This window comes from Mediterraneibacter catenae (assembly GCF_008691045.1).
GTDB classification, from domain to species: domain Bacteria; phylum Bacillota; class Clostridia; order Lachnospirales; family Lachnospiraceae; genus Mediterraneibacter; species Mediterraneibacter ornithocaccae.
Map to the genome: position 1 here is coordinate 13995 of NZ_VMSO01000013.1, position 24268 is coordinate 38262.

Here is a 24268-nt window from a genome sequence, read left to right on the forward strand (position 1 = left end):
CTGGCGGCAGGCGGATATGTCAGCAGTTGGCAGGTGCAGAGGCAGAGTTTCTTACAATAAGGTCTGCGTGGAGCAGGATAGTGCCGAGAGGAATCTCGTTTAACAGTCCGCTGAGCGCGTTAAATCCGCTCTTTCCCAGTTGGATGCGGTCCTGGCGCACCGTGGTAAGCGGCGGCGAAGTGTAGGCGGAGAGTGGAATATCATCGAAACCGATGATGCTGACATCTTTCGGTACTTGGTATCCAAGCTGCTGACACTGGGTGATCGCAGCGCTGGCGAATGTATCCTGACAGCATATGATCGCAGTCATTCCCATGTCCAGCAGGCGAGGCAGGTGTTTTTCCATACATTCTGACAGATAATAAGAGCAGCCGGCATAGGAGGAGTCGGCTTTCAGGCCATGGCTGCGCATTGCCTGAAAAAACGCCCTGTGTCGTACCTGCATGATATGTGAACCGAGCGCGCTGCTTAAATATCCGATCTTCTGATGCCCCAGTTTCTTCAGATGGTCTATGGCGAGATCCATGCCTTCTTCATTATCAATACCTACATATGATATCATCGGATTGCCGATGATGTGATTGTCATAAAGTACGGTTGGTGTCCGGCAGGCGTGGAAATCTTTCATCCATGGCTCCACAAGAGAGAAGCCAAGTACAAAAGCTCCGGAAAAGTCGTGCTGGAGCATGAATGCATCATAGGAAATTTCTCTCTGGACGTCAGCGTCTACCGGAACAATAGCGACTTCGTAGCCCGACGGTTCAGCAATCTGGCGGAATCCCATGATGATGTCATAAGCGAAGTGATGAGGTTCTTCGAATTGGATGTTATTACGTTGTATGATAACGCATAGTTTTTTTGCCGGTTTTTTGTAACGCCGCAGCTTTGTGTATCCAAGTTCCACGGCGGTTTCAAGAACTTGTTTTTGCAATGTTTCGCTGATATCGGGGGCGTCGTTCAATGCTTTTGAAACGGTGCTCTTGGAAATCCCCAGTTTATCAGCGATATCCTGTATAGTTGTCATAATCTGTTATCCCCCTGGTTTTCCAAAAACTTCTGAAAATATTATAATAAAAATCAGCTTTGAAATCAATGTGAATGATTTTGGAGCTTGCCGAGACTATGCCCGGGACGGATGAGACAGAGAGAATGCGTCTGAACCGGATGGCAGCGGCTCTGTACATGACTTGTCAGGGAAATTTGTTCCTCCTGTCAGGAGAAGAATTCGCGAGGACGAAAGATGGTCTTGAGGATTCGTATAATGCTTCTATTGCGTTGAACCGCCTTGACTGGGAGCAGGCATGGAAAAACAGAGATCTTGTAGAATACTATAAAGGACTGATAGCATTGCGGTCCCGGCTGCCCGGACTGTATGATAAATCCCCGCATGCAGCAGAGCGGATCCGGGATATGGAGAAATCAGAAGGACTTGTGAGTTTTGCAGTGGACAACCGCTCAGAGGACGGCCATGACAGATGGGATATGCTGAGGATCATATATAACAGCAGCAGTTCTGTCAGAAATCTGCCGGTTGGAGACGGTGCATGGGAGATTCTCTGCAGCGGCGAGGACAGTTCATTGTGGAGGACGCATAATCCCGCAGGAAAAAGTATTCAGATTGAACCTCAGAGTGTACTTGTTCTTGGAAGAGCTTTGGGAGACGCCGGCACGACGGAGACGGAAATCGAGGAGACACAGGAGAGACAGATAAGATGGGCATAAAATGGAGATACGGAAAACAGGACTGGAAGACACTGGAAAGAGGACAGGAGAACTGCTACCTCATGACGAACGGGCTGGGAGGCTTTTCTTCGCTGACCGTCACGGGATCGGCGGCGCGAAATGATCATGCTTTTCTCATGGCGTGTACAAAAGCGCCGAATAACCGGTATAATGTCATTCATCGGCTGGCGGAGAAACTGGATATCGGAAATGAGACATATATCCTTTCTTCACAGGAATTTGCGGATGGCACCCGGGAGGAGGGATACAGATACCAGACTGGTTTTTCCTATGAGGATACCCCGGTCTGGCAGTACCTTGTAAACGGAGTGGAGATTGCGAAGGAGGCGGCTATAAAACAGAAGGAAAATACAGCTGCAGTCTGTTACCGGATAAAGAACCGCAGCCGCAGCGCTGTCAGCCTGACGGTAACTCCGTTCTATCAGTTCGCCCCCAAAGGGGAAGAACCGGCGCAGGAGAACAGAGTTATGTACACGGAAGGATGTGTGGAGAGCGGCGGCATGAAACTGTATTACAGGACAGACGGATGTGATACAGAGATGCCGGAGACCGAAGAAGCATATTATTATTCATATGACGTATGCGACGGACGGCGCAGCACCGGAAGGGCAAAGGCATGCCACCGGATTACAATGACTGTGGAAAGCGGATGCGAAAATATCCTTTCGGTTGTCTTTTCGACGGAAGACAAATATGTGAAAGGAAATAATACAGCAGGTCAGATAAAAAGTGTGAGGGATCTGGCGGAATCTGTCATAGATGAACTGAAAAAAACGCGCAGGGAACTGGAAGTGACGGCAGGGCTTGAAGATGAGACTGCACGCTGTCTTGTGAAAAGTGCGCATCAGTTCGTTTCAAGACGGGAGTCCACCGGCGGGGAGACGATCCTGGCAGGCTTTCCGTTTTTTGAAGACTGGGGAAGGGACACAATGATCGCCCTGCCCGGAATATGCCTGTCTACAAAACGCTATGAGGACGCGGTGTCTATTCTGAGGACATTTGCCCGCTATGAGAAAAACGGGCTTATGCCGAATCTCTTCCCCGAAGGAAAGAGTGAACCTATGTATAATACAGTGGATGCGGCGCTCCTGTTTATCAACTGCGTCTGGTTATACTATAAAGCCTCCGGTGATCTGGCATTTGCAGGAGAGATGTATCCTGTTATGGAGCGGATCATTGAATACTATATGAGGGGGACGGATTATGATATCCGGATGGATGATGACGGGCTTATCACAGCGGGAAGCGGACTGGACCAGGTGACGTGGATGGACGTCAGGGTAGGTGAGATCCTGCCTACGCCGAGGCACGGGAAACCGGTGGAGATCAACGCCTACTGGTATAATGCGCTCAGAATAATGGGAGAGTGTGCGCGGCTGCTCCCGGACAAGTGTGCAGACGGGAAGAATGCGGACGAGTATGATGCGGCCGCAGAACGGACCAGACGATCCTTTGAAGAAAAGTTCTGGATGGAAGAGCATCACTGCCTGAAAGATGTGGTGTCGGGAACGAAGGCGGACTCTCAGATCAGGTGTAATCAGGTATGGGCAGTGTCCATGCCGTTTACCATGCTTGAACCGGACAAAGAAAGAATGGTAGTAGACACGGTATTTGAAAAACTTTATACTCCATACGGTCTGCGGACCCTGGAACCGGCTGATCCGGAGTTTAAACCGGTATACGGCGGGAAAGTATTGGACAGGGATCTGGCGTATCATCAGGGGACTGTGTGGGTATATCCGCTGGGCGCATACTATCTTGCTTACCTGAAGGTGAACGGATACAGCGAAAGTGCGAAAACATATGTGCGCAGCCAGCTCGAGGCACTTTACGGTGCACTGCGGGAAGGATGTATCGGACAGCTTCCGGAGATTTATGACGGGGCGGAGCCTGTCATGTCGAAAGGATGTTTTGCGCAGGCCTGGAGCGTGGGGGAACTGCTCAGGGTATATGAGGCGCTGGAGAGGACAGCAGGGAGGAAACAGCATGGATTTTGCAGCAGTATATCATAAAACATCGGAACAGATGAGTTATCCTCTGGATGAGGACCGGCTGATCGTCAATCTGAAAACCGGATACGACGTAAAAAGGGTATTTATCATACACGGTGATCCATTTGACGCCGGCATACTCGGCGGCAGTGAGAGATGGAGCGGACAGAGGAAGGAGATAGTTTATAAAAAGCGTCTGCCCCATCAGCTCTGGTGGACGACTACGTTGAATCCGCCATATAAGAGATGCAAATATTACTTTGAACTTCATACGGACGGTGAGGTCTGGTATTATTTTGAAGACGGTTTCCTGACGGAAGAGCAGGTCAACATGCCGGGACGTCTGCTCCAGTATTTCATCGTACCGTGGATGAATCCGGCGGACGTGAATCGCACTCCGTCCTGGGTCAACGACACGGTGTGGTATCAGATCTTTCCTGACCGGTTCTGCAACGGTACGCCGGACCGGGATGATCCGGACATCCTGCCGTGGCAGACAGGACCGGTGACGAATAAGGAGAAATATGGCGGAGATCTGGAAGGAATCCGCGGGAAACTGCCGTATTTAAAGGATCTGGGCATTACCGGAATCTATCTGAACCCGATTATGGAGGCGGAGACGAACCACAAGTATGATACGAAAGATTACACCAAGATCGATCCCTCTTTCGGAGATAATGCCGGGATGCGACGTCTTGTCGACAATGCCCACAGTATGGGAATTCGTGTGATGGTTGACGCAGTGTTTAACCACTGCGGCCGGAAGTTCGCACCCTGGCTGGATGTACTGGAAAAGGGTGCGGATTCTCCTTATTCCGGCTGGTTTATGGTAAACGACTGGTCACAGATCGCTAAAACAGGAAATACGAGGGACGGGAGATTTTATTCGTTTGCATTTGCGGACTGGATGCCCAAGCTCAATACGAATAATCCGGAAGTGATCGACTATTTCTGCGGCGTGTGTGAACAGTGGATCCGGGAATTCGATATCGATGCGATCCGTTTTGATGTGGGAAACGAAGTGTCTCATCGTTTTCTGAAGGAGATGCGCCGGCGGCTCAAAAGGATACGTCCCGATATCTATCTGCTCGGCGAAATCTGGCATGACGCAAGCCAGTGGCTTATGGGAGATGAGTATGACTCGGTAATGAATTATCCGCTGATGAGCGGCATTCATGATTATTTCCTGGATGCGTCTATGGATAAGAAAGAGCTTGAGTACATGGTCAACCGCTGTTATACTATGTATATGCAGCAGAATAACAATGTGCTGTTCAATCTCCTGGACTCCCATGATACGGAGAGGCTGATGAATCGTTTTCATGATCCGGATATCTTTTACCAGCAGCTTGCCGTGCTGTTTACTTTGCCGGGAAGCCCCTGCATCTATTACGGAACGGAGATCGCCATGGAAGGGGGCTTTGATCCGGACTGCCGCAGGTGCATGCCGTGGGATGAGATCGGTACGGCTGAAAATCAGGAAAAGATAGGACTGATGAAGCAGCTGATCCGGATACGCCAGACAGAAGAGACCTGCAGGAGTCCTCACTTCCATTTCCCGAATCAGTATCCGGACAGAAGGTGCGTGGAATATATAAAACTTGATCCAGATAACCGGGAACTTGAAGTTGTCCTGAACTGTTCTGACGGTCCGCTGAATGTAGGAGAGGGCGGAGAAATACTTTTTGCGAGAAAATATGACAGGGGAATCCTGGAAAAGAACGGCACGCTGATCAGAAAGAAAGCATTATAAGAAAGGGGTTTTACGATGACAGAGATAAAAAGACCATGGTGGAAAAATGCGGTAGTTTACCAGATTTATCCGAAAAGTTTTCAGGATTCCAACGGAGACGGTATCGGTGATATCCGGGGGATCATCAGCAGGCTTGATTATCTGGAGGAGCTGGGGATCGATGCGGTGTGGATCTCGCCTATGTACTGCTCTCCGCAGGACGACAACGGATATGATATCTCGGATTATCAGGATATTGATCCCATGTTCGGAAGTCTGGATGACATGGAAGAGCTGATCGCAAAGGCAAAGGAGAAGAATATACGGATCATCATGGATCTGGTCCTGAATCATACGTCGGATGAGCACAGATGGTTTCTGGAAGCAAAGAAGGGAAAAGACAATCCTTACCACGACTACTATGTATGGAAGGACGGCGTGGAAGGGACGTACCCCAATGATATGAAAGCAGCGTTCGGAGGACCGGCTTGGGAGTGGGTGCCCGAACTGAACCAGTATTATTTCCATCAGTTTTCCGTAAAGCAGCCGGATCTGAACTGGGAAAATCCAAAGGTGCGCAGGGAGATTTATGACATGATCCTCTGGTGGATGGAGAAAGGTGTGGGTGGATTTCGCCTTGATGTGATCGACCAGATTGCTAAAGAGCCGGATAACGGGATCACGAACAACGGCCCGAGACTCCATGAGTTCCTGCAGGAGATGAGCAGAGAGACATTCCAGAAAGGGGATTTGATCACTGTGGGCGAGGCATGGGGAGCAACTCCGGAGATTGCGAAACTCTACAGCAATCCGGACGGAACCGAGTTCTCCATGGTATTCCAGTTCGAGCATATGGTCATGGACCAGCAGGAAGGAAAGGAAAAGTGGGATCTGGCGCCGCTTCCTTTTGTAAAACTCAAAAAATGTCTGGCGAAATGGCAGGAAGAACTGTACGGCAGGGGATGGAACAGTCTGTTCTGGGACAATCATGATCTGCCGCGTATCGTTTCACGATGGGGTGATGACGGGAAATACCGAAAGGAGTCTGCTAAGATGCTTGCCCTTGTACTCCACGGGATGCAGGGCACGCCCTATGTATACCAGGGTGAGGAGCTGGGCATGACAAATGTGAGGTTCCCGGATATCAGCAGTTATGAGGATATTGAGACGCTGAATATGTATCGTGAAAGACTTGACGCGGGATATAAAGAGGACGAGATCATGAAATCGATCTATGCAAAGAGCCGTGATAATGCCCGCACGCCGATGCAGTGGAGCGGGGAGAAAAATGCCGGATTTACAACCGGTAAACCGTGGATCAGGGTGAATCCGAATTACACGGATATCAATGCAGAGAGTGAGAAAAAAGATCCGGACTCTGTGTATCATTTCTACCGGAAATTGATCCGGATGAGGAAAGAATACCCGGTCTTTGTAGATGGAAAATTTGAACTGCTCCTGCCCGAAGATGAACAGGTATTCGCATATCTGAGAACGGACAGCGATACACAGATGCTTGTCTGCGCTAACTTCACGGGAGAACCGGCAGAGTGTCAGATAAGCGGAGAATGGAAGGAGGCACAGATCCTGCTTCATAACTATGCGGACGACGTGCCGGAGTGTGGAGAGAGCCTGCAGCTCAAGCCTTATGAGGCATTTATCCTGTTGAAACAGTGATTTGATGCTTGACACGGGCTGTCTGCCTGCGGTAGAATAACCGGTGTAGAGAAAGCGTTGAAGAGGACAGTAAGCTGTCCGTGCATCGACAGAGAGGGATCCGTTTGCTGGAAAGATCCTGTTGCGCGGCATGACTGAAGACCACCTCCGAGCGGCCCTAATAAGGCACGGTGATTCCGTTATCATCATTTGAATGAAGATGGTTTTCCATGGAAAACAAGCAGGGTGGAACCGCGGGAAGTGCTCCCGTCCCTGTGAGGAGTGTTTCCGTGTGACTGCATAGATTTCAGAAAAGTAAGAGACATTCCAGGGAATGTCTCTTTTGTTTTCTGCCGGAAAGTCCTTTGTACAGGATTTTTTATCAGCGTCAGCCGGAAAACAAAAAAGAAGATAAGCAGAGAAGAGAAAGGAAGAGAAAAATGAAGATCACATTAAAAGACGGTTCATTTAAAGAGTATCAGGAGCCGAAAAGCGTGTATGAGATTGCCCTTGATATCAGTGAAGGACTTGCCAGAGTGGCTACTTCAGGCGAGGTTGACGGAGAGGTTGTTGACTTGAGAACAGTGATCGATCATGACTGTGAGCTCAGTATCCTTACATTTAATGATGAGAAGGGGAAAGGCGCGTTCCGCCACACAGCATCCCATATCATGGCGCAGGCGATCAAACGTCTGTATCCCGAGACAAAACTTGCCATCGGACCCTCCATCGCAGACGGATTTTACTATGATGTAGATAGAGAGACTCCGCTCACAGCAGAAGATCTGGAGAAGATCGAGGCGGAGATGAAGAAGATCGTCAAGGAGAATCTTGAGATCAAACAGTACACAATGCCGAGAAATGAGGCAGTCGAATACTTTAAGGAGAAAGGTGAATCATACAAGGTGGAGCTCATTGAGGATCTGCCGGAGGATGAGACGATCAGCTTCTATTCACAGGGAGAATTTACTGACCTGTGCGCAGGCCCGCATCTTATGACAACAAAGCCGGTGAAGGCGTTTAAGCTGACAAGTGTGGCCGGAGCATACTGGAGAGGCGATGAGCACAACAAGATGCTCCAGAGAATCTACGGAACTGCATTCCCGAAGAAAGCAGAGCTTGAAGAGTATCTGACCATGATCGAAGAGGCGAAGAAGCGTGATCACAGGAAACTTGGAAAAGAGCTGGGACTGTTCATGATGAGAGAAGAGGGACCTGGCTTCCCGTTCTTCCTGCCAAACGGCATGGTGCTCAAAAATACACTGCTTGACTATTGGAGAGAAATCCACAGAAAAGCCGGTTATGTAGAGATAAATACTCCGATCATGCTGAGCCGCCATCTGTGGGAGACTTCCGGACACTGGGATCATTATAAAGAAAATATGTACACGACAGTGATCGATGAAGAAGATTTCGCTATCAAGCCGATGAACTGTCCTGGCGGTATCCTCGTCTACGAGTCAGAGCCACGTTCTTACCGCGATCTTCCAATTCGTATGGGAGAGCTGGGACTGGTACACCGCCATGAAAAATCAGGACAGCTCCACGGACTGATGCGCGTGCGCTGCTTTACTCAGGATGATGCACATATCTTCATGACACCGGAGCAGATCAAGGACGAGATCAAGGGCGTCGTGAAACTGATCGATGAAGTATACAGTCTGTTCGGGTTCAAATATCATGTAGAACTGTCCACTCGTCCGGATGACAGTATGGGAAGCGATGAAGACTGGGAAATGGCAACAGACGCGCTCAGAGCAGCATTGGATGATATCGGACTTCCGTATATTGTAAATGAGGGAGACGGTGCATTTTATGGTCCCAAGATCGACTTCCACCTGGAGGATTCCATCGGAAGGACATGGCAGTGCGGTACGATCCAGCTCGACTTCCAGCTTCCTCTGCGGTTTAACCTGGAGTATACAGGAGCGGACGGAGAGAAACACAGACCGATCATGATCCACAGAGTAGTATTCGGCTCTATCGAACGTTTCATCGGAATCCTGATCGAGCACTTTGCGGGCGCATTCCCGACATGGCTCGCTCCGGTACAGGTGAAAGTCCTGCCGATCTCAGACAAGCACATGGAGTATGGCACGAAAGTGTTAAATGAACTGCAGGCAGCAGGCATCCGCGCTGAGATCGACAGCCGCGCAGAGAAGATCGGATATAAGATCCGCGAGGCGCAGATGAAGAAGATCCCGTACATGCTCGTAGTCGGCGCCAAAGAAGAGGAAGAAGAAAAAGTATCTGTAAGAAGCAGAAAACAGGGTGATGAAGGACAGTGCGGACTCGGGGAGTTCGTTGAGAAAATCAAAGAGGAGATTGCCCTGAAGAAGTAAACTTCGGATTTATCTGACTGAGAAAAAGTCCGCCGGGAGGTATGTATTGTTAGCGCACACGTTTTCACTCGGTCGCGGCGTAACGGTACATAAGAGCGCAAAAGACGCGCTCTAAGTGCCGACGCCGCTCCAACGGTGCGTACACAATACATACCTCCCGGCTGCTTTCTTTCCCATCCCGAAAATCGAATTTCAAACAGAAGGAACAAAGCCGGATCTTTCTCGACTGCGATCCCTTTTCTACCGCTTTTGTAGCTTTCAGGTTTGTCGGAATGACTGCTGATAGTAATAAAGTAGAAAACGGACGGAGATAAGGCATGGAAAGACGGAAAAGAGGTGACCGGCATGTGAGGAAGGCGACTTCGGAATAATCTGTCAGAAAAAGTTAAGAGTCCAGGAACTGATGTTAAGCCGCAAAATGGATTGTCTGAGCCGAAGGCGAGTTGTCCATTTTGCGGCTTTGTATTTAATCAGTTTTCAGACTCTTTAATTTTTCTCAGATTATGGAGCGGAGCCTGAAGCACATGTCGGTCACCTTAAAAAAGTATTTCTGTGCCTTATCTCCATCTGTTTTCGGACATTATTATTTATCGCCAGTCAGTTTGATAAATCCGAATTTTTACTTGCATTTATGCAGTAATAGTGCTATTGTTTAATCTGTCGTGTTAATACACGGGAGAAAATACTCAGGAGAGTCTCTTTTACGGATTGATTCCGGTCATTTGTGCCGGACAAACTGCAGAAGAGCGCCGAAGGTGTAAGCGTTGATGCCGGATGATCCCGACAGGGAGATTCAGGGAGAAACGTGAGTCTCTCAGGCAAAAGGATGGAGGTATAAAGGAATGTTGGAGCAGATCAACGAAATAATTACTGCGGTTCAGGGCGCTGTGTGGGGGCTGCCGCTGATCCTTCTTATCCTGTTTACAGGATTTCTACTCACAGTCAGGCTGGGGCTTTTACAGATAAGGCATCTCGGCAAAGCATTCAAATTTATGATTAAAAATGAAGAGGAAGGTCACGGGGAAGTGACAAGTTTCGGTGCGCTGTGTACTGCACTGTCCGCGACGATCGGGACCGGAAATATTGCCGGTGTGGCGACTGCGCTTGCCGCCGGAGGTCCGGGTGCGCTTTTCTGGATGATCGTGGCTGCATTTTTAGGCATGGCGACGAAGTATGCGGAAGGTCTTCTGGCGATCAAGTACCGCACCGTTGACAAAGACGGACATATTCTGGGCGGACCGTTCTATTATATCGAGAATGGTATGGGAAAGAACTGGAAATGGCTGGCGAAGATATTCGCATTTTTTGGTGCGTGTGTTGGTCTTTTCGGAATCGGTACATTCACACAGGTGAACAGTATTTCATCGGCGGTTACTAACTTTTTTGATCCAAGCGCGGAAAATGTTGTGTCGCTGTTTGGAAGAACATATTCCTGGAGTACGGTGATCACATGTATCATCCTGACGTTGTGCGTGGGCCTGGTCGTGATCGGCGGTATCAAGAGGATAGCAAAAGTATCAGAAGTCGTTGTGCCTTTTATGGCAGTGCTGTATGTTGTACTTGGGCTGATTATTATTATTACAAATATCACAGAAGTACCGGCAGCGATTGTATCGATTATTAAGTCAGCCTTTACGGGAAGCGCGCTGGCGGGAGGCGCCATGGGAAGTATGGTCGTAGCCATGCAGCAGGGTATCGCAAGAGGTATCTTTTCCAATGAATCCGGTCTCGGAAGTGCTCCGATCGCAGCGGCAGCGGCCGTGACAAAAGAGCCGGCCAGACAGGGTCTGGTATCTATGACGGGAACATTTATCGACACGATCGTTATCTGTACGATGACGGGGATTTCTGTAGTGATCGCGGGTTCCTGGATGAACCCGGATCTGGAAGGTGTGGAAATCACGATGGATGCATTCCAGAAAGGTCTGCCGTTTCCGTCGGAAGTGGCAACATTCTCTCTGATGATCTGTCTTGTGTTCTTCGCATTTACTACGATCCTCGGATGGAATTACTACGGGGAGCGGTGCGTTGAGTATCTTTTTAACAGAAATAAGACCGTAGTAAAAAGCTACAGATGGCTGTATATTGCGGCTGTCTTTATCGGACCTTACATGACGGTTGCAGCGGTATGGAATATCGCGGATGTATTCAACGCGTTAATGGCATTCCCGAACCTTATTGCGCTGCTTGCATTAAACGGAGTTGTAGTCAGAGAATCGAAAGATTATTTTGCAAGACTTAAAACAATGAAATAAACAGGGGCGGTGAGCAGTCTGCCATAATCACGAGAACAGTCTTTATTTGGAATTTCCGGGTGAAGGCTGTTCTTTTTGTGTGAAAATAACAGAATATTATGAAAAGTGTGTTCTGTTGTTATGACAAAAAAATAAAATAATTTCATTTTCGTGATAATCCTCACATAGAAACTGGTAGTTCTGAAAATACATGATAGTGTGTTTTGGGGATTGCAATGCACTATATTTTGTATTAGAATGGATTTCGGACGGATATACAGACCCAGCAGGAAAATCCGCCGGGGCGGTTGCGGGGCTGTTCCAGATATAATATAGAGGCGATTAAGGAGAAGGCAGTATGAAAATTATTAAAAGAAATGGTTCCGAAGAAATATTCGACAACAGGAAGATCGTGAGAGCGGTCACAAAAGCGGACACAAAGGCTGAGAGCAGAAGCCTGACGGACGCGCAGATCGAGGATATTGCGGAATTCGTGGAATTCAAGTGCAACAAACTGAACCGCGCCGTATCTGTTGAGGAGATACAGGATATGGTAGAGAACCAGATCATGGCGACAGGTGCTTTTGATCTTGCAAGGAGATATGTGCGGTACCGCTACAAACGTTCCCTTGTGCGTAAAGCAAACACAACGGACAACCGTATCCTTTCGCTCATTGAGTGCAACAATGAGGATGTAAAGCAGGAAAATTCCAATAAAAACCCTGCTGTCAACAGTGTACAGAGGGATTATATGGCAGGCGAGGTGAGCCGTGACCTGACACAGAGGATGCTCCTCCCGGAGGATATCGTAGAGGCGGACAAACAGGGAATCATTCATTTCCATGATTCCGATTACTATGCACAGCATATGCATAACTGTGATCTGGTGAACCTTGAGGATATGCTGCAGAACGGTACTGTCATCAGTGGAACAATGATCGAGAAGCCGCACAGTTTCTCAACAGCCTGCAATATCGCAACACAGATTATCGCCCAGGTAGCCAGCAACCAGTACGGCGGGCAGAGTATCTCACTTGCACATCTGGCACCTTTTGTACAGGTGTCGAGAGATAAGATTCGTGCAGAGGTGGAAGATGAGATGCGTTCGATCGGCTTTGACTGCCCGGCTGACCAGCTCAATGCAATTGTGGAGGGACGCCTGAAAAAGGAGATTACCAAAGGTGTCCAGACCATTGAATATCAGGTCATCACATTGATGACGACGAACGGGCAGGCTCCGTTCCTCACAGTGTTCATGTATTTAAATGAAGCGAAGAGCGAGGCGGAGAAAAAAGATCTCGCCATGATCATTGAGGAGACGCTCAAGCAGCGGTATCAGGGAGTGAAGAACGAGGCAGGAGTATGGGTGACTCCGGCGTTCCCGAAGCTTATCTATGTATTGGAAGAAGATAATGTGGATGAAGGAACTCCGTATTACTATCTGACAGAACTTGCTGCGAAATGCACGGCAAAACGACTTGTACCGGATTACATTTCCGAGAAGAAGATGAAAGAGCTTAAAGAGGGAAACTGCTTTCCGGTAATGGGGTGCAGGAGTGCTCTTAGTCCGTGGAAAGATGAGAACGGCCAATATAAATTCTACGGACGTTTCAATCAGGGAGTTGTGACGATCAACCTTGTGGACGTAGCACTTTCTTCCGGAGGAGATATGGATAAATTCTGGAAGATCTTTGACGACAGACTGGATTTGTGCTATCGTGCTCTCATGTGCAGACATAACAGACTGAAGGGAACGCTCTCCGATGCGGCGCCGATTCTATGGCAGTTCGGCGCACTTGCACGTCTGAAAAAGGGGGAGACGATAGACAAGCTGCTTTACGGTGGATATTCCACAATATCTCTCGGTTATGCAGGGCTGTACGAATGTGTGAAATACATGACAGGCAAATCCCATACTGATCCGGAAGCAACACCGTTTGCACTGGATGTTATGAAGCATATGAATGATGCGTGTGACAAGTGGAAAGAGGAGACGAACATCGGATTCAGTATCTATGGATCTCCAATCGAGAGTACGACTTATAAATTCGCAAAATGTCTCCAGAAGAGATTTGGCATTGTGCCGGGCGTGACAGACAAGAGTTATATCACGAACAGCTATCATGTTCATGTAAGTGAGGAGATAGATGCATTCTCCAAATTGAAATTCGAGTCACAGTTCCAGGCGCTCTCTACAGGCGGCGCGATCAGCTATGTGGAAGTGCCGAATATGCAGGACAACATACCTGCAGTGCTTCAGGTAATGCGGTTCATTTACGATAATATTATGTATGCAGAGCTGAACACAAAGAGTGACTACTGCCAGGTATGCGGATACGACGGGGAAATCCAGATCGTGACGACAGAAGACGGAAAGCTTGAATGGGAGTGCCCACACTGCGGCAACAGAGATCAGGATAAACTGAATGTGGCGAGACGTACCTGCGGCTATATCGGAACGCAGTTCTGGAATCAGGGAAGGACACAGGAGATCAAAGAAAGAGTACTGCATTTGTAATAACAGTGCAGTCAACTGGTGTCAGGAGAAAATATGCACTACGGAGAAATTAAAAAATGCGATATCGCCAACGGTGAGGGAGTAAGAGTCTCCCTCTTCGTTTCAGGCTGTACCCATCACTGTCCGGGGTGTTTTAATCAGGACACATGGGATTTTGCATATGGGAAAGAATATACGGAAGAGACAGAACAGGAAATTCTAGATGCACTTTCACCAGGTTATATAAACGGACTGACACTGCTTGGCGGAGAGCCGTTTGAGCCGCAGAACCAGAAGGTGATTGTACAGCTCTTAAGGAAAGTGAAAGAGCGGTATCCGGAGAAAAATATCTGGTGCTATACCGGTTATCTCTATGACAGAGAATTGCTCAGCGAAAGCCGTGCAAGATGTGAACATACGGACGAGATGCTGTCCATGATAGATGTGCTTGTGGACGGGAGGTTCGTGGAAGCGTTGAAAGACATCAGGCTGGTGTTCCGTGGATCGTCCAATCAGCGGATCATTGATGTGAAAAAAAGTCTGGAGAGCGGTGAGATTGTGCCGTGGGAAGCAAAAGTGAAGCGCGGAATGTAAATTCTGTCTTTGTTGTATAGATAAACACAGTTCCCGACTGTCGGGAACTGTGTTTATCTGTATATGAAAGAAAGGATTTACAATGGTATTTCTATTTTCTGGATCGCAATGTCTTCCAGATATTCCTGAAGTTGTGGCGCAAAATCCTCATCAAGCAGTTTATCCTGTATTTCCAACCAGGATGCCTCATCCGGAGTCTCCATATAATAGACGGTGATCATTGACAGATCATATCCGTCTGGGGAAAACAGCCCTATATTATCCTCGATCAGCTTGCCTGATCCATCCAGCATTACAGACTGTATACTGTCAAATCGTTCATATCCGGGCTGGACTTTGCCTTCGTCATATCCCATTTCTACGTCAACTTCATAGGGAGTTATGGTAACGCTTACAATACCGTCGCCGTTGGGGGCATATTGGTTCACATCAACTGTCTTCGTATCGATTTCCTGCCGGGTGATCTGGCTGGAGAAAGTCCATTCTCCGGGAAGTGACAGGGGACTGTCCGGTTGTCCGGTCCAGTCCGGACCGTAGATATTGGTTATCTTAAGATCCCATGTAAAAGAATCCGGGATTTCGTACAGCGCATATGGATACACATTAAAGTCAATGCGGAATGCTCCGGCAAAGGTATATTCGTCCTGAAAAGCCCCCTCGGCTTCTACATACAGATTCCCGTCAGGGTTCATCGGAAGATCTGCAAAATCAGTATCCTGTTCAGTGACCAGCATTAGATAAGAACCGCCGCTTTTATCTGCATCAGCTACACTTTGGCGGAGGGGTTCAGGGAACGGGAACGCTGACAGATGAATAATCGCCGGGATAATCCTGTTCGTTTTCCACCAGACCGAAGATCTCACCCAGTTTAGTAAACTGTTCGGCAATCACAGGATTGGACGCGCAGATACCTGTCAGTACGATGACTGCGGCTGCTGCTGCAATCGTACCACCTGTAATGCGGCGTAAACGGTTTCTTCTATGAATCTTTTTAACCTTGTTCAGGCTTTCTTCCACAACAAGATTGAGTTTTTCATCTGGAATATGTATGTTATTAAAATCAACCAGCATAAAAATAGCCCTCCTTTAATATTTTTTTGAGTTCATTACGTGCCCGGCTTAAGTATGCTTTGACAGTCCCTTCGGGCGCGTTCATGATATATGAGATCTCGCGTGCAGATAGTCCGCTGAAATATTTCAGGATGATGGCCGTGCGATATTTTTCCGGAAGAAGTTCAATTGCTGATTTCAGATCTAATGTCTCTTCGAGGGATACGGCCTGATACCGGTCAGAGATATGTTCCTCATCAATCTCATTATAGTAGACGATTTTTTTAAGTTCATCTTTCGCGGTATTGATCAGGATTTTTGCAAGCCAGGTTTTAAATAACTCCGGCTTTCTTAAAGTACGGATATTCTGGTAACCTTTTAATATTGTGCTGCCTACCAGATCAAGGGAATCCTGTTCGTTTTTCATATACAGGAAAGCAATCTTATAGAGATATTCCTGATAGAGAATGATAAGCCTGCCATACGCCTCCGGATTTCCGTGGATAGCTTTTTTTGCCAGCCGGAATTCTTCACTTGTATCCATTTAAGCATCTCCTTTCGTTTTCATGCCTTTCCCGACATGTTTCTGATACCTTTTCGGTGTATAAAAAGGGGCGCTCCTTTTAGTTTACATAGATTAGACGGAAAAAGTAAGGATGTGGTTACAAAAAATAACAAGAATCCGCAAATCCTGAGAATCTGAATCAGAAACCTCTTGACTTATTTTAATGTTCTTTTTATAATGGTTGAGTATATTGCAGAGACTTAGAAGAGAAGTAGTAGGAGCGTATCGTTTTCAGAGAGCTGCCGGAAGGTGCGAGGCAGCAGCGTAAACTCTGAACTGGTCTTGGAGTCCTTTCGGTGAACGCAGAGTAGCCGGAAGCGGGAATTCCCGTTACAGAATCAATGAGTGCATCGGACTTTGGTCAGATGAATGAGAGTGGTACCACGGAAAATAAGCCTTTTCGTCTCTTGATATGAGAAGAAAAGGCTTTCTTTATGCGTCCCGCTAAAATGAAAGATCAGAACAGTTTTCAGGCGGACGTTTAGTGAGAGAAGAAAGAGAGGAATCATCAGATGGGTACAAAGATCGTGTACAACCACAGAGCAATCGAAAAAAAATGGCGTGAGAGATGGGAAGAAAAGCCGGTCAATCCGAGAGTTGACGATAATGGAAATAAGAAGCAGAAATACTACTGCCTCGATATGTTCCCTTACCCGTCAGGAAACGGACTTCACGTAGGACACTGGAGAGGTTATGTTATCTCCGACGTATGGAGCCGCTATAAACTGCAGCAGGGATATTATATCGTACATCCGATGGGATGGGATGCGTTCGGACTTCCGGCTGAGAACTATGCCATCAAGATGGGCGTTCATCCGGCAAAATCCACGGCAGAGAACGTGGCGAATATCAAGAAGCAGATCAATGATATCGCAGCACTCTATGACTGGGATATGGAAGTAAATACAACAGATCCGAAGTTCTATAAGTGGACACAGTGGATTTTTGTGAAAATGTTCAAGGAAGGACTTGCATACGAGAAAGAGTTCCCGATCAACTGGTGTCCGTCCTGCAAGACTGGTCTGGCAAATGAGGAAGTAGTAAACGGCAAATGCGAGCGCTGCGGCGCGGAAGTGACGAAAAAGAACCTCCGCCAGTGGATGCTCCGTATCACGAAGTATGCAGACCGTCTCTTAAATGACCTTGACAAACTGGACTGGCCGGAGAAGGTAAAGAAGATGCAGACAGACTGGATCGGAAAATCTTACGGCGCAGAGGTTGACTTCCCGGTAGACGGAAGAGATGAGAAGATCACGGTGTATACGACAAGACCGGATACACTTTACGGCGCTACATTTATGGTACTTGCCCCGGAGCACGCGCTTGCGAAATCTCTCGCAACACCGGAGACTAAAGACGCCGTAGAGAAATATATTTACGAGGCTTCCATGAAGTCTAATGTAGACCGTATGCAGGACAAGGAGAAGACAGGTGTATTTACGGGAAGCTATGCGATCAACCCGTTAAACGGTGCGAAGACGCCGATCTGGCTGTCCGACTATGTACTGGCTGATTACGGTACGGGAGCTATCATGTGCGTGCCGGCTCATGACGACCGTGACTTTGAGTTTGCGAAGAAATTTGATATTCCGATCGTGCAGGTCATCGCAAAAGACGGCAAAGAGATCGAGAATATGACAGAGGCATATACAGAGGCAGCGGGAACGATGATCAATTCAGGTGAGTGGAATGGAATGGAGTCCGCTGTGCTCAAGAAAGAAGCTCCGCATATTATCGAGGAGAGAGGACTTGGCCGCGCGACAGTGAACTACAAGCTCCGTGACTGGGTATTCTCCCGTCAGCGTTACTGGGGCGAGCCGATTCCAATCATCCACTGTCCGGACTGCGGATGTGTGCCGGTACCGGAAGAAGAACTTCCGCTTACGCTTCCGGATGTAGAGTCTTACGAACCGACGGGAACCGGAGAATCACCGCTTGCAGCGATTGATGAGTGGGTAAACTGCACATGCCCGGTATGTGGAAAACCGGCGAAGAGAGAGACAAACACCATGCCGCAGTGGGCGGGATCATCATGGTACTTCCTGCGCTATGTAGATAACCACAATGATAAAGAACTGGTATCCAGAGAGAAAGCGGACGAGATGCTGCCGGTAGATATGTACATCGGAGGTGTTGAGCACGCGGTTCTCCACCTTCTGTACTCCAGATTCTATACGAAGTTCCTGTATGATATCGGAGTGATCGACTTTGACGAGCCGTTCCACAAGCTGTTCAATCAGGGAATGATCACAGGAAAGAACGGAATCAAGATGAGTAAGTCAAAGGGCAATGTCGTGTCTCCTGACGATCTCGTTCGTGATTACGGCTGCGACTCCCTGAGAATGTATGAGCTCTTTGTAGGACCGCCGGAGCTGGATGCCGAGTGGGATGACCGCGGGATCGACGGTGTTAACCGTTTCCTGAAACGTCTCTGGAACCTGCTTCAGGACAGCAAGGATCAGGATATCAAGGCGACGAAAGAGATGATCAAGCTCCGTCACAAGATGGTTTACGACATCACAAGCCGTCTGGAGAGCTTCAGCCTGAATACGGTTATCTCCGGTTTCATGGAGTACAACAATAAGTTTATCGAAGTTGCTAAGAAAGAGGGCGGAATCGATAAAGAGACTCTGGAGACAATCGCAGTCCTCGTCTCTCCGTTCGCACCGCACTTCGCAGAGGAGATGTGGGAGCAGTTAGGCCACAGTGAGACTGTCTTTAAGGCAGGCTGGCCGACCTATGATGAGAACGAGATGAAAGACGACGAGATCGAGATTCCGGTACAGATCAACGGCAAGACAAAAGCTGTTATTAGTATTTCAACCGAGGCTACAAAGGACGAGGCGATTGCGGCAGGTAAAGAAGCTGTCGCCGACAAGCTTACAGGTAATGTGATCAAAGAAATCTATGTGCCGAAGAAGATTGTTAATATTGTAATGAAATAAGATGGTAAAAGCCGAGAACCCTTGAAAACAGGGAACTCGGCTTTCTGTATTGTAAAGAAACAGCAGCGCCCCGCAGGCCGTAAAGGCCCACGCTGCACTGCTGTTTAGATAGTATTATACAGCCAAAACAGCATTTTTGGCAAGGTAATTAAGATACAGCCCGCTGTCACCAATCGTCTCTGTTTTTTGTAATGTAAATTCTACCGGGGCGCCTTCCGTGATGCCTGTTTTCTGAGTAAAAAGAGAAGCGCTTCCTTTGCCACCATCCGTTACAGGTGCCAGAAGCAGACTGAGCTCATCGACCATGCCTGCCCTCAGAAAACTCCAGTCTGCGATACCGCCGCCACAGAGCAGTAACTTTTTAATATGGAAGAGGCTGTAGAGCTTTTCCATCGCTATCCGGCAGTCTAGTTCTTTGCTCCCGGCGATGACATAGGAGACGCCTTTTTCTCTCAGGTAAGCCTTATATTCATCTGGTGTGGCTTCGGTGAGGAGCTCGATCACGTGAGAATCTCTTCCGCGGATATTGAACGCTCCGGAATCCCATCCGATCTCACCCGCTGTATCAATTGAAACATAATATAATTCGGCGTGATCATCAGCCACGAAATCATCTTTCAGAGCTGCCGGATTTCCACCTTTTAAAACAGGCTTTTTATGAGCTGTAAATTCTTTCGTGGTGGACGTGCCGTACATCCAGGCATCTGCGTCCATTTCCGTGCGGATTCTGCCGTATTCCCGCGCCAGACTTCCTGCTGACTGCGTACCCATAAACGGTCCGTTGATCTTTCCGTCCAGAGAACTCAAAATGTGGCATATTACATAAGGTCTTTTCATGGTAAAACTCCTTTCTTACTGCCAGATCCAGCAAAGTCCGTTATAGAAATACTCCATCGCGTACTCGCCGCTGTGGACGCCGCCGTCCTGTTCGAGAAAATAGAGATTACCTTCTCTTTCGTTGTCAGCATAGCGGAATGTGCCGTCGTCTACATTTGCCATTGCTTCGATCTGACTCCTAAATGCGGAATAAGCAAAATCATCTGTGCCGGATGCTGCGAAAATAAAGAAATCATTCCACTCATGGCCGGAATCCCGCACGATATCCGCCATGTATTCCCCGTTGGAAGTGAGATTTCCGCTGGACGGCAGAAAATAGCGGAAATAGTCAAGGCAGTACTGGAATGTATGTTCCCTCCGCAGCGGGAATGAGATCATTGATCAGTTCGTTGTGATAATTGTCCGTGAGCTGAAGCGCCAGTGAATAGCTGGAGCTGTCTGTATTGCTTTCATTGTTATATGTCGGGCATACCACGATCATGGGGAGAATCTTTCCGTCGGCCATCGCATTGTCCAGTACATTTTTGAACTCGCTGGGATAATCCGGAGTACCAAGATAAGTTGTCTCGTCGCTCCACCCGCCATGCATCAGATAGAATACATTATACTCTATATCTTCAGAATATCCGTAGGGAAGATAGACGATCGCCCGTTTGTGGATCACCAGGTCTTTTTCGCTATAAGTCATGGATTCGTAAGTGTCATATTCAAGTTCCACAAGTGTTCCGGGCTGATCCGATTCGGAGAGATAATCCTGAGGGATAGCTGCAAGCTCTTCCGGGAGAGTGGCATTTGTAATCGTAGTGCTGCTCATATCTGTCACCGCCTTGTCTGTGCTGTCAGTCTGTGTTTTTTTCATAGCTGGTCTCCTGTTAATTTTGATAGTCTGCTGCATATATTGTAATCCGGAATCGCGGGCATAAGAAGCCATGTTCTGGTTATGCACTTTAAACCAAAAGGTTTAAAGTGCACTGGTGCATTTTACGGCAGAATGTGATACCATACAGTTATATGGATAGTGTTATATGAGAGGAGGTCGCAACATGAAAAATTATTCAGAAGATGCCAGCAGACAGTACCACATTCAGGTAGCTGCGGGAGAAGTCGGCCGCTATGTGATCATGCCGGGAGATCCGAAAAGGTGCGCAAAGATTGCAAAATATTTTGATGATCCGGTCCTGATCGCAGATAACAGGGAATACGTAACGTATACAGGAACACTTGACGGAGAAAAGGTCAGTGTGACCTCCACCGGGATCGGTGGTCCGTCAGCGTCAATTGCTATGGAAGAGCTGTACCGGTGCGGAGCTGATACATTTGTCCGTATCGGAACGTGCGGAGGGATGCAGCCGGAGGTAAAGAGCGGCGATATCGTGATAGCTACAGGAGCAATCCGCATGGAGGGGACGAGCAGGGAATATGCGCCCATTGAATTTCCGGCAGTTCCGGATCTGAATGTGACAAATGCACTGGCTGCCGCTGCCAGTAGAAAGGGATATCCGTATCATACAGGTGTCGTACAGTGCAAGGATTCGTTTTACGGTCAGCATGAGCCGGAGGTAAAGCCGGTGAGCTATGAGCTGTTGAATAAATGGGAAGCGTGGAAGCGTCTCGGGTGCCTTGCCTCGGAAATGGAATCAGCGGCGATGTTCGTTGTCGCAAGCTGTCTTAAAGCGAGAGTCGGCTCCTGCTTCCTCGTTATTGCCAATCAGGAGAGGGAAAAACTGGGTCTGGATAATCCGGTCGTACACGACACTGATATGGCGGTGCAGGTGGCGGTGGAAGCTGTCCGTAATCTGATACACAGCGACAGAGAGAAAAGGAGATAAATATGGGCATAAGTATGGACGTAAATGAAATCTTGAGACATGTTGACCACACGCTTCTGTCTCAGACGGCTGTGTGGGAAGAAATCCGGCAGATCTGCGATGATGCCGTTGCATATCGTACTGCTTCCGTGTGCATTCCGCCGAGCTTCGTGAGACAGGCATGCGACTACCTGAACGGAAAAGCGGCAGTGTGTACGGTGGTCGGATTCCCGAACGGATATACGACCACGGCGGCAAAAGAGTTTGAGACGAAAGATGCCATTAAAAACGGAGCATCCGAGATCGATATGGTCATTAATATCGGATGGCTCAAAGACGGGAAGTATGACCTGATCGAGAATGAAATCCGTACCCTGAAAGAGGCGTGCGGGGAGAACATCCTCAAAGTTATTATTGAGACCTGCCTTCTGACAGATGAGGAAAAGGTGAAAATGTGTCAGATCGTGACAGAGGCAGGCGCGGAGTATATCAAGACTTCGACGGGATTTGCAGGCGGCGGTGCCACATTCGAAGATGTTAAACTGTTTTCTGAACATGTCGGCCCGGATGTGAAAATAAAGGCAGCAGGCGGTATTTCATCACTTGAGGATGCAGAAAAGTTTCTGGAGCTTGGAGCGGACCGTCTGGGTACGAGCCGTATTGTAAAACTCGTGAAAGATATGAAATAATATGTTGTATTTGAGGCGGCTGTGGCTATATATTAGCTTGACAGTCGGAATACATAATAGTATGATTTTTAATAGTTGAGACTGCTTTTAGACGGGCAGATACATAGGAGAGAGAGGATTTGACTAATGGCAAATGATCATGGTGAACAGATAAGAATCGTACAGGAGACTGTGGCAGGAAAGGAAATCACGTTCGCACACGTGATGGGCGGACCATCTCCTATTATATATCAGAAACTGGGTCTGAATCCGCAGGTGGATTACCGCTCATCGGCAATCGGTATCATGAATATGACACCGCCGGAATCTGCCGTTATCGCATCTGATATCGCGGTCAAGAGTGGAAATGTGTATCTCGGATTTGCGGACCGCTTTACAGGTACGCTGATCATAACAGGAGAGATTTCGGATGTTACGACAGCACTGACGGAGATCGTGGAATACTTCCGTGATTCTCTGGGATATGTAGTCTGCAACATTACAAAGAGATAGGAAGTGCATCCATGGCTCGAATGACGAAAGAGGAACTGCTGGAAAAGCTGTTCCACGATGATTACGAACATCTGAAAGGAAAGAAACTGCGCATGACGCGCGTCCGCGTGCCCGGAAAAGAGGTGTGCATGGCGCACATAATCAGTCCGTCCGACACACGGATCTACCAGAATCTTGCGCTGCATATCGGAGTCCATGAGGGAGAGGATCATACCGGGGAGTCCATCGGCCTGATGAGGTTTACTCCATGGGAGGCTGTTGTTGTGGCAGCGGATACCGCGGTAAAAAGCGCACATGTAGAGATTGGTTTTATGGACCGCTTCTGCGGTTCCCTCATTATTACCGGAGGTCTGGCCGAGGTTCAGACAGCGGTGGAGGGCGTTGTCAGATTCTTTGATGAGGTCCTGGGATTTAAGACCTGTGAGATACACAGGAGTTAGAGAAAGTTAAGTAAGGTGACGGGATGAGAAAGATGTTTCTGATGGGCAGGAGCGAAGCGGGAAAAACTTCCCTGACGCAGGCGCTCAAAGGAGAAGAACTTCATTATATAAAAACACAGTATACAAACACAGAGGACGATACGATCGACTCTCCGGGAGAGTATGCGGAATCCAAACGCTTCAGCGTGGGTCTTGCATGCTTTTCGTTTGAGGCGGACGTGGTAGCCATTGTCCAGGCGGCGGATGAGCCGTTCAATCTGTTTGGAGACAGCAGCCGGGCATTTATCCAGCGTCCGCTGATCGGTATTATCACAAAGATCGATTCCCCGTATGCCAATATTCCGATGGTGAGACAGTGGCTGCTCAATGCCGGATGCGAGCGCATTTTCATGGTGAATAATGTGACAAGAGAAGGCGTCGATGAACTGATCGAATATCTGTCAGAAGACACACCGAATCTGTCACTGGAGCAGGCTATGTTCAAACAGCGCCTTGGGCTGAACGAGTGGGATCCACTGCCGGAAGGCGTGGAATATCCGGCTGAAACCCGTATTTGATCGCAGCAGTCAGCTGTCAGGATATGGCTGGGCTGATTTACACTTGTCCTCAAAAAATCGTGGTTTTCTTCGTCTCAGGTGATATAATGAAAGAAA

21 protein-coding genes, 1 riboswitch and 2 other annotated features are annotated in these 24268 nt (G+C 48.2%); of the genes, 14 read left to right on the forward strand and 7 right to left on the reverse strand.

Going from position 1 to position 24268, the window contains the following annotated elements; genetic code table 11:
• Positions 1 to 19: 19 nt before the first annotated feature.
• The gene (locus tag FNY66_RS10335) at positions 20 to 1024 is read right to left on the reverse strand and encodes a LacI family DNA-binding transcriptional regulator (protein ID WP_150311098.1); all 1005 of its coding nucleotides are present in this window, start codon (positions 1022 to 1024) and stop codon (positions 20 to 22) included.
• A 98-nt stretch (positions 1025 to 1122) separates the two neighbouring features.
• On the opposite strand from FNY66_RS10335, the gene FNY66_RS10340 reads away from it, so the two are divergent.
• The 8 genes from FNY66_RS10340 to nrdG all read left to right on the forward strand — a co-directional run bounded on the left by FNY66_RS10340 (position 1123) and on the right by nrdG (position 14789).
• Complete coding sequence (locus FNY66_RS10340) at positions 1123 to 1722, forward strand: hypothetical protein (RefSeq protein ID WP_150311099.1); 600 nt, start codon at positions 1123 to 1125, stop codon at positions 1720 to 1722.
• Positions 1719 to 3755, forward strand: a complete 2037-nt coding sequence (locus tag FNY66_RS10345; RefSeq protein ID WP_150311129.1) for an amylo-alpha-1,6-glucosidase — start codon at positions 1719 to 1721, stop codon at positions 3753 to 3755. The genes FNY66_RS10340 and FNY66_RS10345 overlap by 4 nt, the downstream gene beginning before the upstream one ends.
• A complete protein-coding gene (locus tag FNY66_RS10350) occupies positions 3730 to 5487 on the forward strand; it encodes a glycoside hydrolase family 13 protein (protein ID WP_150311100.1) in 1758 nt (585 codons plus the stop codon). The genes FNY66_RS10345 and FNY66_RS10350 overlap by 26 nt, the downstream gene beginning before the upstream one ends.
• 15 nt (positions 5488 to 5502) lie before the next feature.
• Positions 5503 to 7143: a glycoside hydrolase family 13 protein gene (locus FNY66_RS10355; RefSeq protein ID WP_150311101.1), complete on the forward strand. Its 1641-nt coding sequence runs from the start codon at positions 5503 to 5505 to the stop codon at positions 7141 to 7143.
• Between the two features lie 48 nt (positions 7144 to 7191).
• Positions 7192 to 7400: a binding site (T-box leader), on the forward strand.
• Positions 7401 to 7562: 162 nt separating this feature from the next.
• Positions 7563 to 9464, forward strand: coding sequence for a threonine--tRNA ligase (gene thrS / locus FNY66_RS10360; protein ID WP_087151450.1), 1902 nt, complete (start codon positions 7563 to 7565; stop codon positions 9462 to 9464).
• A 677-nt stretch (positions 9465 to 10141) separates the two neighbouring features.
• A riboswitch (glycine riboswitch) is annotated at positions 10142 to 10304 on the forward strand.
• Positions 10305 to 10306: 2 nt separating this feature from the next.
• The gene (locus tag FNY66_RS10365) at positions 10307 to 11719 is read left to right on the forward strand and encodes an alanine/glycine:cation symporter family protein (RefSeq protein ID WP_087151550.1); all 1413 of its coding nucleotides are present in this window, start codon (positions 10307 to 10309) and stop codon (positions 11717 to 11719) included.
• Positions 11720 to 12056: 337 nt separating this feature from the next.
• On the forward strand, positions 12057 to 14216 hold the full coding sequence (gene nrdD, locus FNY66_RS10370) for an anaerobic ribonucleoside-triphosphate reductase (RefSeq protein WP_087151549.1): 2160 nt from the start codon (positions 12057 to 12059) through the stop codon (positions 14214 to 14216).
• A 33-nt stretch (positions 14217 to 14249) separates the two neighbouring features.
• The gene (gene nrdG / locus FNY66_RS10375) at positions 14250 to 14789 is read left to right on the forward strand and encodes an anaerobic ribonucleoside-triphosphate reductase activating protein (protein ID WP_087151548.1); all 540 of its coding nucleotides are present in this window, start codon (positions 14250 to 14252) and stop codon (positions 14787 to 14789) included.
• Between the two features lie 77 nt (positions 14790 to 14866).
• Here nrdG and FNY66_RS10380 read toward each other — a convergent pair whose 3' ends face one another.
• Genes FNY66_RS10380 through FNY66_RS10390 form a run of 3 tightly spaced genes read right to left on the reverse strand, consistent with a single transcriptional unit; the run spans position 14867 to position 16383 of the window.
• Complete coding sequence (locus FNY66_RS10380; RefSeq protein ID WP_150311102.1) at positions 14867 to 15523, reverse strand: hypothetical protein; 657 nt, start codon at positions 15521 to 15523, stop codon at positions 14867 to 14869.
• Positions 15524 to 15575: 52 nt separating this feature from the next.
• Complete coding sequence (locus tag FNY66_RS10385) at positions 15576 to 15860, reverse strand: hypothetical protein (protein WP_150311103.1); 285 nt, start codon at positions 15858 to 15860, stop codon at positions 15576 to 15578.
• On the reverse strand, positions 15850 to 16383 hold the full coding sequence (locus tag FNY66_RS10390; protein WP_150311104.1) for a sigma-70 family RNA polymerase sigma factor: 534 nt from the start codon (positions 16381 to 16383) through the stop codon (positions 15850 to 15852). The genes FNY66_RS10385 and FNY66_RS10390 overlap by 11 nt, the downstream gene beginning before the upstream one ends.
• Positions 16384 to 16596: 213 nt before the next feature.
• Positions 16597 to 16815 (forward strand) — a binding site (T-box leader).
• Between the two features lie 101 nt (positions 16816 to 16916).
• On the opposite strand from FNY66_RS10390, the gene leuS reads away from it, so the two are divergent.
• Complete coding sequence (gene leuS / locus FNY66_RS10395) at positions 16917 to 19349, forward strand: leucine--tRNA ligase (protein WP_150311105.1); 2433 nt, start codon at positions 16917 to 16919, stop codon at positions 19347 to 19349.
• Positions 19350 to 19463: 114 nt separating this feature from the next.
• On the opposite strand, the gene FNY66_RS10400 is transcribed toward leuS, so the two are convergent.
• The 3 genes from FNY66_RS10400 to FNY66_RS10410 are packed head-to-tail and all read right to left on the reverse strand — an operon-like array spanning position 19464 to position 21045.
• Positions 19464 to 20186, reverse strand: coding sequence for a dihydrofolate reductase family protein (locus FNY66_RS10400; RefSeq protein WP_150311106.1), 723 nt, complete (start codon positions 20184 to 20186; stop codon positions 19464 to 19466).
• A 15-nt stretch (positions 20187 to 20201) separates the two neighbouring features.
• Positions 20202 to 20564: a hypothetical protein gene (locus FNY66_RS10405; protein WP_150311107.1), complete on the reverse strand. Its 363-nt coding sequence runs from the start codon at positions 20562 to 20564 to the stop codon at positions 20202 to 20204.
• Complete coding sequence (locus tag FNY66_RS10410) at positions 20515 to 21045, reverse strand: alpha/beta hydrolase (RefSeq protein WP_150311108.1); 531 nt, start codon at positions 21043 to 21045, stop codon at positions 20515 to 20517. Before FNY66_RS10410 ends, FNY66_RS10405 begins: the two co-directional genes overlap by 50 nt.
• A gap of 184 nt (positions 21046 to 21229) precedes the next feature.
• On the opposite strand from FNY66_RS10410, the gene udp reads away from it, so the two are divergent.
• The 5 genes from udp (at position 21230) to FNY66_RS10435 (ending at position 24172) form a co-directional block, all read left to right on the forward strand.
• Positions 21230 to 22015: a uridine phosphorylase gene (gene udp / locus FNY66_RS10415; protein ID WP_087151541.1), complete on the forward strand. Its 786-nt coding sequence runs from the start codon at positions 21230 to 21232 to the stop codon at positions 22013 to 22015.
• A gap of 14 nt (positions 22016 to 22029) precedes the next feature.
• Positions 22030 to 22683 (forward strand): deoxyribose-phosphate aldolase, encoded by a 654-nt coding sequence (gene deoC, locus FNY66_RS10420; RefSeq protein WP_087151553.1) that lies wholly within the window; start codon positions 22030 to 22032, stop codon positions 22681 to 22683.
• A 126-nt stretch (positions 22684 to 22809) separates the two neighbouring features.
• Positions 22810 to 23175, forward strand: coding sequence for a BMC domain-containing protein (locus tag FNY66_RS10425; RefSeq protein ID WP_087151540.1), 366 nt, complete (start codon positions 22810 to 22812; stop codon positions 23173 to 23175).
• 11 nt (positions 23176 to 23186) lie between these two features.
• Positions 23187 to 23615, forward strand: a complete 429-nt coding sequence (locus FNY66_RS10430; RefSeq protein WP_087151539.1) for a BMC domain-containing protein — start codon at positions 23187 to 23189, stop codon at positions 23613 to 23615.
• A gap of 23 nt (positions 23616 to 23638) precedes the next feature.
• Entirely contained in the window at positions 23639 to 24172 is a 534-nt protein-coding gene (locus FNY66_RS10435; RefSeq protein ID WP_087151538.1) for a EutP/PduV family microcompartment system protein, read from the forward strand.
• Positions 24173 to 24268: the final 96 nt, after the last annotated feature.